12 protein-coding genes and 1 pseudogene are annotated in these 14,122 nt (G+C 72.6%); 9 read left to right on the top strand and 4 right to left on the bottom strand.

All coding sequences use genetic code 11. The features are described from left to right. The first annotated feature begins 154 nt into the window (after positions 1–154). The 5 genes from ACWGJ5_RS24095 to ACWGJ5_RS24075 all read left to right on the top strand — a co-directional run bounded on the left by ACWGJ5_RS24095 (position 155) and on the right by ACWGJ5_RS24075 (position 6,181). Complete coding sequence (locus tag ACWGJ5_RS24095; protein ID WP_453311735.1) at positions 155–2,560, top strand: hypothetical protein; 2,406 nt, start codon at positions 155–157, stop codon at positions 2,558–2,560. A 147-nt stretch (positions 2,561–2,707) separates the two neighbouring features. Beyond that, entirely contained in the window at positions 2,708–3,637 is a 930-nt protein-coding gene (locus ACWGJ5_RS24090; protein ID WP_453311734.1) for an ABC transporter ATP-binding protein, read from the top strand. Next, entirely contained in the window at positions 3,634–4,374 is a 741-nt protein-coding gene (locus ACWGJ5_RS24085; RefSeq protein WP_453311733.1) for an ABC transporter permease, read from the top strand. The genes ACWGJ5_RS24090 and ACWGJ5_RS24085 overlap by 4 nt, the downstream gene beginning before the upstream one ends. A 5-nt stretch (positions 4,375–4,379) precedes the next feature. After that, the gene (locus ACWGJ5_RS24080; protein WP_453311896.1) at positions 4,380–5,570 is read left to right on the top strand and encodes a sensor histidine kinase; all 1,191 of its coding nucleotides are present in this window, start codon (positions 4,380–4,382) and stop codon (positions 5,568–5,570) included. Then, positions 5,567–6,181, top strand: coding sequence for a response regulator (locus tag ACWGJ5_RS24075; protein ID WP_453311732.1), 615 nt, complete (start codon positions 5,567–5,569; stop codon positions 6,179–6,181). Before ACWGJ5_RS24080 ends, ACWGJ5_RS24075 begins: the two co-directional genes overlap by 4 nt. A 4-nt stretch (positions 6,182–6,185) precedes the next feature. Here the strand turns inward: ACWGJ5_RS24075 and ACWGJ5_RS24070 are convergent, their stop codons facing one another. Then, entirely contained in the window at positions 6,186–7,052 is an 867-nt protein-coding gene (locus ACWGJ5_RS24070; protein ID WP_453311731.1) for a transglutaminase family protein, read from the bottom strand. A gap of 397 nt (positions 7,053–7,449) precedes the next feature. Then, positions 7,450–8,442: pseudogene (locus ACWGJ5_RS24065) on the bottom strand (GNAT family N-acetyltransferase); the annotation flags it as partial. Positions 8,443–8,582: 140 nt separating this feature from the next. Between ACWGJ5_RS24065 and fdxA the strand changes: the two are divergent. Next, a complete protein-coding gene (gene fdxA, locus ACWGJ5_RS24060) occupies positions 8,583–8,903 on the top strand; it encodes a ferredoxin (protein WP_030746389.1) in 321 nt (106 codons plus the stop codon). Positions 8,904–9,025: 122 nt separating this feature from the next. Then, the gene (locus ACWGJ5_RS24055) at positions 9,026–10,171 is read left to right on the top strand and encodes a bifunctional succinyldiaminopimelate transaminase/glutamate-prephenate aminotransferase (protein ID WP_453311730.1); all 1,146 of its coding nucleotides are present in this window, start codon (positions 9,026–9,028) and stop codon (positions 10,169–10,171) included. 123 nt (positions 10,172–10,294) lie between these two features. Here the strand turns inward: ACWGJ5_RS24055 and ACWGJ5_RS24050 are convergent, their stop codons facing one another. Together ACWGJ5_RS24050 and ACWGJ5_RS24045 are read right to left on the bottom strand one after the other, a co-directional pair. Then, positions 10,295–10,708 carry an ATP-binding protein gene (locus ACWGJ5_RS24050; protein WP_453311729.1) on the bottom strand — a complete coding sequence of 138 codons (414 nt, stop codon included), beginning with the start codon at positions 10,706–10,708 and terminating at the stop codon, positions 10,295–10,297. 306 nt (positions 10,709–11,014) lie between these two features. Then, positions 11,015–12,007 (bottom strand): heavy metal transporter, encoded by a 993-nt coding sequence (locus tag ACWGJ5_RS24045; RefSeq protein ID WP_453311728.1) that lies wholly within the window; start codon positions 12,005–12,007, stop codon positions 11,015–11,017. Positions 12,008–12,104: 97 nt separating this feature from the next. Here ACWGJ5_RS24045 and dapE point away from each other — a divergent pair, with 97 nt between their 5' ends. After that, positions 12,105–13,184, top strand: coding sequence for a succinyl-diaminopimelate desuccinylase (gene dapE / locus ACWGJ5_RS24040; RefSeq protein WP_453311727.1), 1,080 nt, complete (start codon positions 12,105–12,107; stop codon positions 13,182–13,184). 133 nt (positions 13,185–13,317) lie between these two features. Further along, the gene (locus ACWGJ5_RS24035; protein ID WP_351799286.1) at positions 13,318–14,076 is read left to right on the top strand and encodes an LOG family protein; all 759 of its coding nucleotides are present in this window, start codon (positions 13,318–13,320) and stop codon (positions 14,074–14,076) included. Positions 14,077–14,122 lie beyond the last annotated feature (46 nt).

Below are 14,122 nucleotides of genomic sequence, written 5' to 3'. Positions count from 1 at the left end.
GTTTCCTCAGTGGTCACGGGATAAGCGCCAGACGTGGCCAGTATGGTGGTGCGCGCCGCCGAGCCTCCCCCAAGCTCTCGACTTCGCTCGAGTTGGGGGGACCCCCAAAGCAGTCAGGTCGTAAGGGCGGCGGAGCCAACCGGGAGAACCTGCCTTGAGTCGTGAAACTGACACTCCGTCCTCCGGGCCCAACGGGCGCGGCGGAGCCGCATACCCCTCCGGCACGCCGCCGTACGGGACCCCCATGGCTTCCGACGACGGTACGGACGCCGGCCGTTCGGCCACGCGACCGGAGAAGAAGACCGAGACCACGCTGACGACCCGGATCCGGATCAACATTCCCGGGTCCCGGCCCATCCCGCCGGTCGTCGTGCGCAAGCCTGTCGGCGACGGCGAGAGCACCCGTGACGAGGCGCCCGACACCGGCCCGCGGCCCGCGGCCGACCGCACCGCCACCGGCCCCGCCGAATCCCCCGCCGAGCCCGCAGCCCAGGCCGAGGAGAAGACCAGCGACTGGTTCGCGCCCCGCAAGTCCGGCGGCAAGGGCGCTCCGGGCGGCGGCACGAACGGAGCCGGGATCCCCGGCGGTTCCAGCTCCGCCCCCGGCGCGTCGGGCACCCGCCCGGGCGGTTCGGGAGCGTCCGGCGCGGCCGGTACCACCGGCGCACGTCCCGGCGGCGGCCGTCCCGGCGGTGTGGTGGGCTCCATGAGTGTCCCGGGCGGCCCCCGCTCCGGCTCCGGCAAGGGCCTGCCCGGCGCGACCGGCGGCCCCGTCGCCCCCGGACACGGCGGCGGCACCGGCTCCTTCGACGTCACCGAGGCACTGAACGCGGGCCCGCTGGGCGGCGGCTCCCGCCCCGGCGCGGCCGGCGGCGACGCGCGCCGCGACGACCTGCCGTACTTCTCGGAGAACAGCGGCCAGGACGGCTTCGGCGGCACGGGCTCGGCGGGTTCGGGTCCGGCGGGCGCGGGCGGCCACGACGGCCTCGGCGACACGCCGGGCGCGAACGGCCAGAACGGCTTCCCCGGCGCCCCCGGTGCGAACGGGCACGGCGGCCTCGGCGGCCCCGGTGGTCCCAGCGGCTTCAACGGCCCGCACGGCCACGGCGGTTCCGGCGGCCCGCAGGGCCCGGCCGGCCCCACCAGCGGCCCGGTCACCGGCGACGGCCCCCTCCTCCCGTCGGTCGGCGAGCCCTTCGACGGCCTGTCCGGCACGGGCGGTCCGCTCGGCACGGGTGGTTACGACGGCCCCGGCGGCCGGCCCCCGCGCAGCGCCCTCGCCGATCTCGCCGACCTCGACGGGCCCGCGGTACCCGGCCTGCCGGGCGGTGGCCCCGCCGGACCCGGCGCCCCGGCCGCCGGCCCCGGTGCGAGCGGTCTCGGCCCGGGCGGCGGCCTCAGCGACGACACCGCGATCCTCACCCCGCAGAAGCCGGCCCCCGAACCGGGCACGCCCGGCTACCGTCCGGCCGACAACGTCTCCGGACACACCGTCACCAGCGGCATCCCGGTCGTCCCCGGGGCCGGTGCCTCCCCGTTCGGCGGCACGGCCCCGCAGTCCCCGGCCAAGCCGGAGCCGTCCGGCGCGCCCAAGGCGCAGGCCAAGCCGAAGAAGAAGGGCCGCAACAAGCTGGTGCTGCTGGGCGCCGGCGTGGTCGTCGTCGCGGGCGGTGCCTACGGCGCCGGACTGCTGATGAACCACACCGACGTGCCCAAGGGCACCACGGTCCTCGGCGTGGACATCGGCGGCGGCACCCGTGACGACGCCGTCAAGAAGCTCGACGACGCCTTCGGCGGCCGGGTGAACAAGCCGCTGAAGCTCTCCGTCGGCGGCAACACGGTCAACCTCACCCCGGAGAACGCCGGTCTGCAGTTCGACTTCCAGGCCACCGTCAGCAAGGCCGCGACCAGCGACTACAACCCGGTGCACGTCATCGGCTCCCTCTTCGGGCAGAAGCGGGTGATCGACCCCGAGATGCCGGTGGACGAGGAGAAGCTCCAGGCCGCGCTCCAGCAGGCCGGCGGCGGCTCCGGCTCGGTCGTCGAGGGCGGCATCGACTTCAAGCCGGGCCAGGCGGTCGCCGTCTACGGCAAGGCGGGCAAGGCCATCGACGCCGCCCAGTCGACCCAGGCGGTCGAACAGGCCTACCGCACTCTGGTGGAGACGGACACGGCGGCCCCGGTCACCGTCCCGACGACGACCAAGCAGCCGACGGTGTCGAACGCGGCGGTCGACCAGGAGATGAAGGAGTTCGCGAAGCCGGCGATGTCGGCCAAGGTGACGGTGTCGGCGGGCCCGGGGCACGCGGTGCTGATGAGCCCGGAGAAATCGCTCTGGAAGTTCCTCAAGGTGGTGCCCACTCCGGACGGCAAGCTGGTCGACAAGCCCGACCTGAACGCCCTGAAGCAGCTCTACGGCAAGGCCTTCGACGGCGTGCTCATCACCCGCGCCAACGGCAAGAAGACGCCCGTCACCCCACAGGACGTCTATGTCGCCCTGCGCCAGGCCCTGATGAGCACGACCAACCGGGTCGCGGTCATCGACACCAACCCCACCTAGCCGAGCCACACACGACAGGGGGCGTCCCGCGTTCGGCGGACGCCCCCTTCGCCAGGCCTGTCACCCGTTCGGCATGACATCTGTCATCCGGCACCCAGGACCCCCGACACTGCCCGGCGCCAGGCCCGCGCCGCGAGCATGGATGCCATGACGACAACTGCGGCACCGGCCACCACCACCCCGGTGGTCGGCTTCGACCAGGTGACCAAGACGTACGGGAGCGTGCGGGCCGTCGACGGGCTCTCGCTCCGGCTGTACCCGGGCGAGACCGTCGCCCTCCTCGGCCCGAACGGGGCCGGCAAGTCCACCACCCTCGACCTCCTCCTCGGCCTCAAGCACCCCGACAGCGGCACGGTGAGCCTCTTCGGGGGCACCCCCCGCGACGCGATCGTCGCCGGGCGGGTCGGGGCGATGCTGCAGAGCGGCGGGCTGATGGACGAGGTCACCGTCGCGGAACTGGTCAGGCTGAGCTGCTCCCTGCACCCGAAGCCGTACAAGGCCGCGGACGTGATGGCCCGCGCGGGCATCGCGCAGATCGCCGACCGCAAGGTCAACAAGCTCTCCGGCGGCCAGGCCCAGCGCGTCCGCTTCGCCCTCGCCACCGCGGGCGACAGCGACCTGATCATCCTGGACGAGCCGACCACCGGCATGGACGTCTCCGCCCGGCAGGCCTTCTGGGCCACCATGCGCGAGCAGGCCGACCAGGGCCGTACGGTCCTCTTCGCCACCCACTACCTCGAAGAGGCCGACGCCATCGCCGACCGGGTCCTGGTGCTGCACCGCGGCCGGCTCCTCGCCGACGGCACCGCCGCCGAGATCAAGGCCAAGGCCGGCGCCCGCCGCGTCTCCTTCGACCTGGAGGGGCAGACCGACGAGGCCGCCCTGCGCGCCCTGCCGTTCCTCACCTCGATAGACGTCTCCGGTCAGACCGTCCGCATCCAGTCGTCCGACGCCGACGCCACCGTGCACGCCCTGTACGGCCTCGGTGTCTACCCCCGCAACCTCGAAGTCGCCGGTCTCGGTCTGGAGCAGGCCTTCGTCGCCATCACGGAGGCCGAGGAGGCCAAGCAGTCATGAACTCCCTGATCAAGCTCGAACTGGCCCGTGCCTTCCGCAACCGGAAGTTCCTGTTCTTCTCGGTGCTCTACCCCTCGATCCTGTTCCTGATCTTCTCCAGCAGCTCCGGCTCCACCTCCAAGGTCGACGGCACCGGCCTGACCGTCGCCACCTACCTCATGGTCTCCATGGCCTCCTTCGGCGCCCTGACGGCCGTCCTGATGGGCAACAGCGAGCGCATCGCCAAGGAGCGCGAGAGCGGCTGGGTACGGCAGCTGCGGCTGACCCCGCTGCCCGGACGCGGCTATGTCCTCGCCAAGACCGCCAGCGCCGCCGTGGTGAGCCTGCCGTCGATCATCGTGGTGTTCGTGGCCGCCGCCGCGATCAAGCACGTCCACCTGGACGCCTGGCAGTGGCTCGCCCTCACCGGGGTCATCTGGGCCGGCAGCCTCGTCTTCGCCGCGCTCGGCGTCGCCATCGGCTATGTCGCCTCCGGTGACGCGGTCCGCCCGATCACGATGATCATCTACTTCGGTCTGTCGATCCTCGGCGGCCTGTGGATGCCGTCCACCACCTTCCCGCAGTTCCTGCAGGACATCGCGAAGTGGCTGCCCACGCACGCGTACGCTGCACTGGGGCGGGCGATCGAACAGAGCCAGGCCCCGCACGCGACGGACGTGGCCATCCTCGCCGTCTACTTCGTCCTCTTCGCGGGCGGCGCGGCCTGGCTGTACCGGAAGGACACGCTGAAGGCGTGAGCACGATGACGGAAGACCCGCAGGCCGGCGGGAAGCGGCCGGAGCCCCAGGTGCGGATCGGGCAGGGGCCGCACAACCGACGCGAGCTGATGGTCAAGATCCTGTGGATCGGGGTCTGGCTGGTCTTCCTCAACTCGCCGGTCAAGGACCTGACCTCGGGCCACCACACCACGCTCGCCACGGTCGCCGGCGCGACCGGCCTCGCCGCGTTCGTCACCGCCTACCTGACCCTGGTCTTCCGGAACATCGGCCGGCACTTCACGCCGCGAGTCGTCATCTCACTGCTCTCGGTCCTCGCCGTCCTCGCCCCCCTGCTGACATACACCCTCGGCGACGCCTGGATCGGCCTGTTCATCTACCTGTCGGTCGCCTGCGGGGCCACCCTCCCGGTCCGGGCCGCGTTCTGGGCGATCCCCGCGGCGACCGCGGTGATGTTCCTCGTCGGACTGCGCTGGCACGAGAAGCCGGACGACAGCCTGCTCCTCGTCCCGCTGATCGGGTTCGCGATGGTCGGCGTCGGTCAACTCATCCGTACCACGGTCGAGTTGCGCAAGGCGCGGGCCACCGTCGCCCATCTCGCCGCCAACGAGGAGCGGCTGCGCCTCGCCCGCGACCTGCACGACCTGCTCGGCCACTCGCTCTCCCTGATCACGCTGAAGAGCGAGCTGGCCGGCCGGATGCTGCCCGACCATCCCGACAGGGCGGCCCAGCAGGTCGCCGACATCGAGCAGGTCAGCCGGCAGGCCCTGGTCGACGTCCGGGAGGCCGTCACCGGCTACCGGCGCCCCCGGCTCGCCGCCGAGCTCGCCGGCGCCCAGGTCGCCCTGACCGCCGCCGGTGTCATCGCCGAGGTGCCGGCCGAGCCCGGCCTCGACGGCGTCCCCGAGGAGTCCGAGTCCGCGCTCGCCTGGGCGCTGCGCGAGGCGATCACCAACGTGGTCCGGCACAGCGGCGCCGACAAGTGCCTCGTCCAGCTCGCCCACCGGCAGACCCTGGACGGCGCGATGCTCGAACTCTCCGTCGAGGACAACGGCTCGGGCGGCTCCGGCAGCGGACCCGGCAACGGTCTGATCGGCCTCACCGAGCGGCTGGAGAAGGCCGGCGGCTCCCTGGAGGCGGGCCGGATCAGGCACGGGTTCCGGCTGGTCGCCCGCGTCCCCGCGGCCCCTGGGGGGCACGTAGGATCCGGGGCATGACGATCACGATCAAGGTCCTTCTCGCCGAGGACCAGTCGATGGTCCGCGAGGCCCTGGCCGCGCTGCTCGGCTTGGAGGAGGACATCGAGGTCGTCGCCCAGGTCGCGCGCGGCGACCAGGTGCTGGCCGCCGTCGGCGCGCACGGCGTGGACGTGGCGCTGCTCGACATCGAGATGCCCGGCTGCACCGGCATCGAGGCGGCCGCGCAGGTCCACCGGGAGTTTCCGCAGGTCAAGCTCGTCGTCCTGACGACCTTCGGCCGCCCCGGCTATCTGCGCAGCGCCATGGAGGCCGGCGCCGACGCCTTCCTCGTCAAGGACGCGCCGGCCGCGCAGCTCGCCGAGGCGATCCGCAAGGTGCTCTCCGGCGAGCGGGTCATCGACCCCACGCTCGCCGCCGCCGCGCTCGCCGAGGGCGCGAACCCGCTCACCGAGCGCGAACGCGAGGTGCTGCGCGCGGCCGCCGACGGCTCCACCAACGCCGAACTGGCCAAGGCCCTCCACCTCTCCCAGGGCACGGTCCGCAACTACCTGTCCACGGCCATCCAGAAACTGGCGGTACGCAACAGGGCGGAGGCGGTACGGACAGCACGGGAGAAGGGCTGGCTCTGAGGGATCAGTTGAGCATCGCGCGCGCGGTGTGCGCCTGCTGCCGTGCCTTGAGCGCGGTCGACTCGTCCACCACCTCGACCAGGTCGGCGTAGTACTCCAGCTCTTGCGCGCCCGAGGCGAACTCCCCGCGCTGCACCAGAAGCTGCCCCCGCTCGTAGCGCAGCCGGGCCGGATGCGCGGGCACCAGCAGCGCCAGCTCCACGGCCCACAGGGCCACGTCCGACCGCTCGGGCCGGGCCGAGGCCCACGCGCGGATGTTGTTCAGGATCCGCTGGACGACCTCCAGCGGCGCCGCGGGCTCCAGCATCGAGGCGTCCAGCGGCGCCCCCGTGGCGCCCACCACCAGCATCTCCGTATCGGCCCCGGTCAGCAGCCGCCCGCCGTCGAACGGATCGGCCAGCACCTGCTCCTCCGCCGCGCCGAAGCCGACCACGAAGTGCCCCGGCAGCGCGACGCCGTACACCGGGGCCCCGGCCCGCCGCGCGACCTCCAGCCACACCACCGACAGCAGGATCGGCAGCCCGCGCCGCCGGCGCAGCACCTCGTGCAGCAGGGAGGACTCCAGCCGGTCGTAGTCGGCCGGGGTGCCGTGGAAGTCGTACCGGCCGCCGAGCAGCCGCCGTACGGCCTCCGCCCACGCGTGCGGCCCGCCCGGCCGGTACGGCAGCTCGCCCGCGAGCCGGTCCAGCTCCAGCTGCGCGGCGTCGATCCCGGCCTCGTCCAGCGAACCGTCCGCCTCGGCGCCGATCAGCAGGCACAGCGTCGACAGGTCCGGCCGCTCGGACCGCGCCTCCTCGGCGAACCTCCGACGCAACTCGGCCGACCGCTCCGGCGGGGGCGGGTACGGCGGCGGCAGATACGGGTGACGCATGCCAGGCTCATGCCCTTCCACAGCGGTTCTACGACCCGCCCGGCCGCAAATCGCCCGCCTCCGGGGCTCCGACGGGGGTGATTGCGGGGTTGCGGTGGTGTGCGGGCGCGGCGGTGTGGCTGGGGTGGCCTGGTGTGTCCGTGGCCGCGTGCCGGTCGTTGTCCGCGTTTGCTGTCCGGTCCCGGTCTTCGGAGCCGGCGGCTGCCGGGTTCCGATGGTCGGTGGGTGGGGTGGCGTGGCCCTGGGGGACCGGTGTGTCCGTGGCCGTGTCCCGGTTGCCGATCGTGTCCGCTGTCCGGCCCCGGTCCTCGGGCCGGCCGGCTGCCCGGTTCCGGACCGGAGCGGCGGGTGGTTGCGTCTGCCGGGCCCTGGCCTTGGACGCGTCCGTCTCCGGCGCGTCCGGTGCGCGGTAGTGGTGGTACGTGTGGTGCGGGGTGAAGCCCAGGGCGGCGTACAGTGCGCGCGCGCCCTCGTTGTACGTCTCGACCTGCAGCCAGGCCGCTGACGCGCCCTCGTCCAGCGCCCGCCGGGCCAGCGCGGCCATCACCTCGGTGGCGAGCCCCTGCCGGCGCCGCCCGGGGTCCACCTCGACCGCCGCGAACCCGGCCCACCGCCCGTCCACGACACACCGCCCGATCGCCGCCGGAGGCTCACCCCCGGCGCCGGGCACGGTCGCGAACCACACCGACGGAGCCCCACCGAGCACCCGCAGGGCCACCTCGCTCACCCCCTTGCGCTGGTACCGGGCGAGCCACGCCTCGTCCGCCTGCCGGGACAGCACCACACCGGTGCCCTCGGCGCGGTCCGCGACCGGCGCCAGGGCACCGGTCCACACCTCGGCCGTCACCTCCCGCACCCAGCCGCGCCGTTCCAGCTCCGCGCACAGCAGCTCCTGCGTGCCCTCGGCGCCGGTGGCCGTCTGGACGTAGGCGGGCAGGCCACGCTCGCCGTACCAGCGTCGTACGGCAGCAAGGGCCGCGTCGAGGGGAAGGCCGGGATCGCCGAGCGGCAGCACGCTGTTGGCCCGCCGCGTGAACCCGTCGGCGGCCCGCAGCTCCCACTCACCGAGCCGCTCGGTCTCGAGCGGCTGCCAGCCGCGCGAGCAGACCCGCGCGAGTTCCTCGTACGAGGCGGCGGGCCCCCGGCGGCGCGCGGGAGCGGCCGGTACGACCTTGCCCGCGACCAACGCGGATTCGGCGATCCGCACGCTCTGCCCGTCGCGTCGTGTGATCATGAGCACGCCAGCATCCCATGATGTGAGAACACCCACCGTGTCGGTGAACTTCTCTTGCGTCGCACCAGTTTCGCTCAAGCGCCGTACGGAGACGCGTTTTCCCACGTCAGAAGGGGTGATGCGGACTTCCAAGTGTCCTGTCGCCGAGATTTCCACTGGTCAGTTCACCCCTCCTGTTCGGATCATGCTCCGGAACGGAGATACTAGAGGCGGGCATCGACGACGCCGCGCTCCCGCGCGCCAGGCGGCGGAGCCTGAGGAGGCCCGCCAGCGCCCTATCGAGGAGGAACGACAGCGTGACCTACGTCATCGCGCAGCCTTGTGTCGACGTCAAGGACAAGGCGTGCATCGAGGAGTGCCCGGTCGACTGCATCTACGAGGGCCAGCGGTCCTTGTACATCCACCCGGACGAATGCGTCGACTGTGGTGCCTGTGAGCCGGTCTGCCCGGTCGAGGCGATCTTCTACGAGGACGACACTCCGGAGGAGTGGAAGGACTACTACAAGGCGAACGTCGAGTTCTTCGACGAGCTCGGCTCTCCCGGCGGCGCCAGCAAGCTGGGGCTGATCGAGCGCGACCACCCGTTCGTCGCCGCGCTGCCGCCGCAGGGCGAGTGACCGTCTAAGCGCCAAGCGGCTCGCCAACCGCGCCGCCTCGGTCCCGTACGGCCCGATCGCCCAGATCGCGGCCGTACGGGGCCGAGGCGTTTGCCGCCACCGACGAAAGAGAGCCACCGACCGTGTCCGCAGTCTCCGACCGCCCGCCCGTCGCCCGCCACCACCCTTCCAGGGAGTCGCTTCGCGACCGCCTGCCTGACTTCCCCTGGGACAAGCTGGAGCCGTACAAGAAGACGGCCGCCGCGCACCCGGACGGGATCGTCGACCTCTCCGTGGGCACCCCGGTCGACCCGGTGCCCGAACTGATCCAGAAGGCCCTGATCGACGCGGCCGACTCTCCGGGCTACCCGACCGTCTGGGGTACCCCGGCGCTGCGCGACGCGATCATCGGCTGGCTTCAGCGCCGTCTGGGCGCCCGGGACGTGACCCACCGCCACGTCCTGCCGGTCGTCGGCTCCAAGGAACTGGTCGCCTGGCTGCCGACCCAGCTCGGCCTCGGCCCCGGCGACAGGGTGGCCCACCCGCGCCTCGCCTACCCCACCTACGAGGTCGGCGCCCGCCTGGCCCGCGCCGGCTACGAGGTCTACGACGACCCGCGCGACCTCGACCCGGCCGGCCTGAAGCTCCTGTGGCTGAACTCCCCGTCCAACCCCACGGGCAAGGTCCTCTCGAAGGAGGATCTGACCGGCATCGTGGCCTGGGCCCGCGAGCACGGCGTCCTGCTGTTCTCCGACGAGTGCTACCTGGAGCTGGGCTGGGAGGCCGACCCGGTCTCCGTCCTGCACCCGGACGTCAACGGCGGCTCCTACGACGGCATCGTCGCCGTCCACTCCCTCTCCAAGCGCTCCAACCTGGCGGGCTACCGCGCGGCCTTCATCGCCGGTGACCCGGCCGTCCTGGGCCCGCTGCTGGAGATCCGCAAGCACGGCGGCATGATGACCCCGGCGCCGACCCAGGCGGCCGTGGTGGCGGCCCTCGGCGACGACGAGCACGTCCGCATCCAGCGCGAGCGTTACGCCGCCCGCCGCGAGGCCCTCCGGGCGGCTCTGCTGGGCCACGGCTTCCGCATCGAGCACAGCGAGGCGAGCCTCTACCTCTGGGTCACCCGCGACGAGCCCTGCTGGACCACGGTCGCCCACCTGGCCGACCTGGGCATCCTCGTCGCCCCCGGCGACTTCTACGGGGAGGCGGGCGAAAGGTTCGTACGCGTGGCCCTGACAGCGACGGACGAACGCGTCCAGGCAGCGGTGTCCCGCCTGACGGCGTAGAGCCCCGCCGTACCCCTGCACAACCGCAACAACCGCAACAACCGCAACAACCGCAACAACGCAACACACAAGGCAACGGGGCCCAGGGAACTCCCTGGACCCCGTCACCGGTCGAAGCGGCGCTCAGCCACCCAGCGGCAGCCCCTGCACCGGCAGGTTGGTCACCCCACCCTTCGTTGCGCCGGACGCGGCGCCCCCGAGGACTTCCCCCGCCGCCCCGGCAGCGCCGCCGGCGGCCTGCTGCGCGACCGGCGCCGTCTTCTTCACGGCACCGCCGCCGGTCTTGGCCGCGGCCGGCACCGTCTGCTCGACCGCCTTGCCGCCCGTGTGGCCCGCGAGTGAGGTGACGTTCTGCGCGGCACCGTCGACGCTGTCGGCGACGTGCGCTCCGTCCAGGGCGGTCAGACCACCCACGTTCGGGGCCGCCGGCAGGTTCGTGGCCGCACCGGCGGAACCGGCCGCACCGACCCCGGCTGCCGCTCCCGCTGCGACGAGCAGCGCGGCACGGGCGATCCGGCGGGTCAGAGGGAGGGACATGATGCTCCATTCGACGGAAGAGAACGGTGTTGTGTGTCCGGTCCGTGTCGTGGCTCGGACGCCGTGACTACCGCTCGAAGCCCGCGAAGGTTGCGGACGCCCCAGGTAAAGAATGGATAACGCATCGCATTATCAGGTGTGGATAAAAACGGGCAAAGAACGTCTGCCCGAAATCCCGCAGAATCCTTACGGCCCTTGATTTTCCAGGGAACTCGGGAGACGGTACGCCGCCCGTCCCAACCGCCGCCCCAACCGGCCCCGTACAACCCCTGAGAGGGATCTCCCGTACTACTGTCCGGTCACGATCTACTGTCCGGTCACGATCCGGACGACCCCCAGGGACGGCCCCACGCCGCCCGTCCCGTCCGACGCGGCCGGCTTCCACTGCCCGCCACCGCTTCCCGCGGCCCACTCCCGCCCCGCGTACGCCACCCGCTGGATGTGCAGCACCGAGGAGTTGGCCACGGCCCACTGCGCCAGCTGCCAGCCCCGCTGCCGCTCGCCGCGCCCGATCGCGTCCACCTTCGTGCCCTGCGGCACCGGCACGGTCACCGTCCGCCCCTGCGCGGTCGCGGTCACGCTCGGCGCGGGAGAGGGCGACGGCACGGGCGTACCGCCCACCTCCGCACCGGTCTCCTGCAGCGCGTCCCGCCCGAAATCCCGTACCAGCGCGGCCCGCACCGCGTCCGGACCCGTCGCCGAGGCCGTGGTCTCCGGGCGCCCGTCGCAGGTCAGCGTGGCCGCCGAGCGCCCGGTCAGCGCCGCCGCGAGCAGCTGCGCGTCCGACTCGTGCTTGGCGTACGCCTCCGGGTAGCCGCTGCGCTGGACCTCCTGGGCAGCCCTCGTCAGCGGCAGATCGGTGTAGTTCGGCACCTTGGCCAGGTGCGCGTAGAAGATGCCCGCCGCGTACGCCGGGTCCATGATCTGCTGCTCGGTGCCCCAGCCCTGCGAGGGCCGCTGCTGGAACAGGCCCAGCGAGTCCCGGTCGCCGTGCTCGATGTTGCGCAGCCCCGACTCCTGCAGGGAGGTCGCCAGCGCGATCGTCACCGCCCGCTCGGGCATCCCGCGCCCGGTGCCGACCGCCGCGATCGTCGCCGCGTTCACCGCCTGCTCCGGCGTGAACTCGTACGACGTTCTGTCACCGTAGTCCGAGACCACCTTGCAGCCGCGCGCTCCGCCGCCTCCGGTGACGTACTGCACCACGAGGTACGCGGCGACGCCGCACAGGACCAACAGGGCCGCACCGAAACGGAAGAGGCGGCCGCGACGCTTGGGACGGGTGGGGGACGGCTCTGGCACGCGTACAAGGTACTTGAGGCCCGACGCGACCTCACGGGGGGTTACCGGACAGCGCTTGCCCGCAGTCCCCGCCAGGCGGCGCGCTAGGGTCGACGCCATGGCCGACACCTCGCTTGACCTCACGCTCGACGCCGCCGCGCTCACCGCGCAGCTCGTGGACTTCCCCTCCGAGAGCGGCACCGAGAAGCCGCTCGCGGACGCCGTCGAGACCGCCCTGCGCGCCCTGCCGCATCTGACGGTCGACCGCTACGGCAACAACGTGATCGCCCGTACGCACCTGGGGCGCGCCGAGCGGGTGATCCTGGCCGGCCACATCGACACGGTCCCGATCGCGGACAATGTGCCCTCCCGGCTCGACGAGGACGGCGTGCTGTGGGGCTGCGGCACCTGCGACATGAAGTCGGGCGTCGCGGTGCAGCTGCGGATCGCGGCCACGGTCCCCGCCCCCAACCGCGACCTGACCTTCGTCTTCTACGACAACGAGGAGGTCGCCGCCGAACTCAACGGCCTCAAGCACGTGGCCACGGCCCACCCGGAGTGGCTCGAGGGCGACTTCGCGGTCCTGCTGGAGCCCTCCGACGGCGAGGTCGAGGGCGGCTGCCAGGGCACCCTGCGGGTGCTGCTGAAGACGAGGGGCGAGCGCGCCCACTCGGCACGCTCCTGGATGGGCTCCAACGCCATCCACGCGGCGTCCCCGATCCTGGCCCGTCTGGCCGCCTACGAGCCCCGCTACCCCGTGATCGACGGCCTGGAGTACCGCGAGGGCCTGAACGCGGTGGGCATCAGCGGCGGGGTCGCGGGCAACGTCATCCCCGACGAGTGCGTGGTGACGGTCAACTTCCGCTACGCCCCCGACCGCACGGAGGAGGAGGCGATCGCGCACGTCCGCGAGGTGTTCGCGGACTGCGGCGTGGAGGAGTTCGTGGTCGACGACCACAGTGGCGGGGCCCTGCCCGGCCTCTCCCACCCGGCCGCCGCGGCCTTCATCGAGGCGGTGGGCGGCACCCCCCACCCCAAGTACGGCTGGACGGACGTCTCCCGCTTCTCCGCGCTGGGCATCCCGGCCGTCAACTACGGCCCCGGCAACCCGCACTTGGCCCACAAGCGCGACGAGCGGGTGGAGACGGCCAAGATCCTCGCGGGCGAGGAACGCCTGCGGAACTGGCTCACCGAGTAGGACGCCGTACGGCGGGCGGCGCGGCGTAAGACGCCCGTACGGCGCACGCGTGCCGGACACGCGCTTGTCCCCCCTCCGTAACCGGGGTGGATCTACGCTGAGGTGGAACCACCCCCGAGCGGAGGGAGCGCACATGCCTACCGGCAACCCCGAGGGGAAGAAGATCCCGCCGGACGAGCAGCGGCTCGGACCGGTCCTCCGGCGGCGCGGGCAGGTGACGGCCAGTACGACCGACCAGCGCCTGCTGGACGCCGGCGGCCCCTCGGACTGGGTCCACACCGACCCCTGGCGCGTGCTCCGCATCCAGTCGGAGTTCATCGAGGGCTTCGGCACGCTGGCCGAACTCCCGCCTGCCATCAGCGTGTTCGGCTCGGCGCGTACGCCGGTGGACTCGCCGGAGTACGACGCCGGGGTGCGGCTCGGCCGCGGCCTGGTCGAGGCGGGCTGGGCCGTGATCACGGGCGGCGGGCCGGGCGCGATGGAGGCGGCCAACAGGGGCGCCTGCGAGGCGGGCGGCGTATCGGTCGGCCTCGGCATCGAGCTGCCCTTCGAGCAGGGGCTGAACCCCTACGTCGACATCGGGCTGAACTTCCGCTACTTCTTCGTCCGCAAGATGATGTTCGTGAAGTACGCGCAGGGTTTCGTGGTCCTGCCCGGCGGCCTCGGCACGCTCGACGAACTCTTCGAGGCGCTGACCCTGGTCCAGACCCAGAAGGTCACCCGCTTCCCGATCGTCCTCTTCGGCAGCGAGTACTGGGGCGGCCTGGTGTCCTGGCTGAAGAACACCCTGGTGGCCCAGGGCAAGGCGGCGGAGAAGGACCTGCTGCTGTTCCACGTCACGGACGAGGTGGAGGAGGCGGTGGCCCTGGTGTCGAAGGAGGCGGGCCGCTAGCAGGCCGGTAGCGGGCCGTCGGCGCGGGGCTTCGGCCGACGTCCAC

The organism is Streptomyces sp. NPDC054783 (assembly GCF_053611725.1).
Note: the sequence above shows the minus strand (reverse complement) of the source record. Positions and strands in the feature narration are given on the sequence as shown.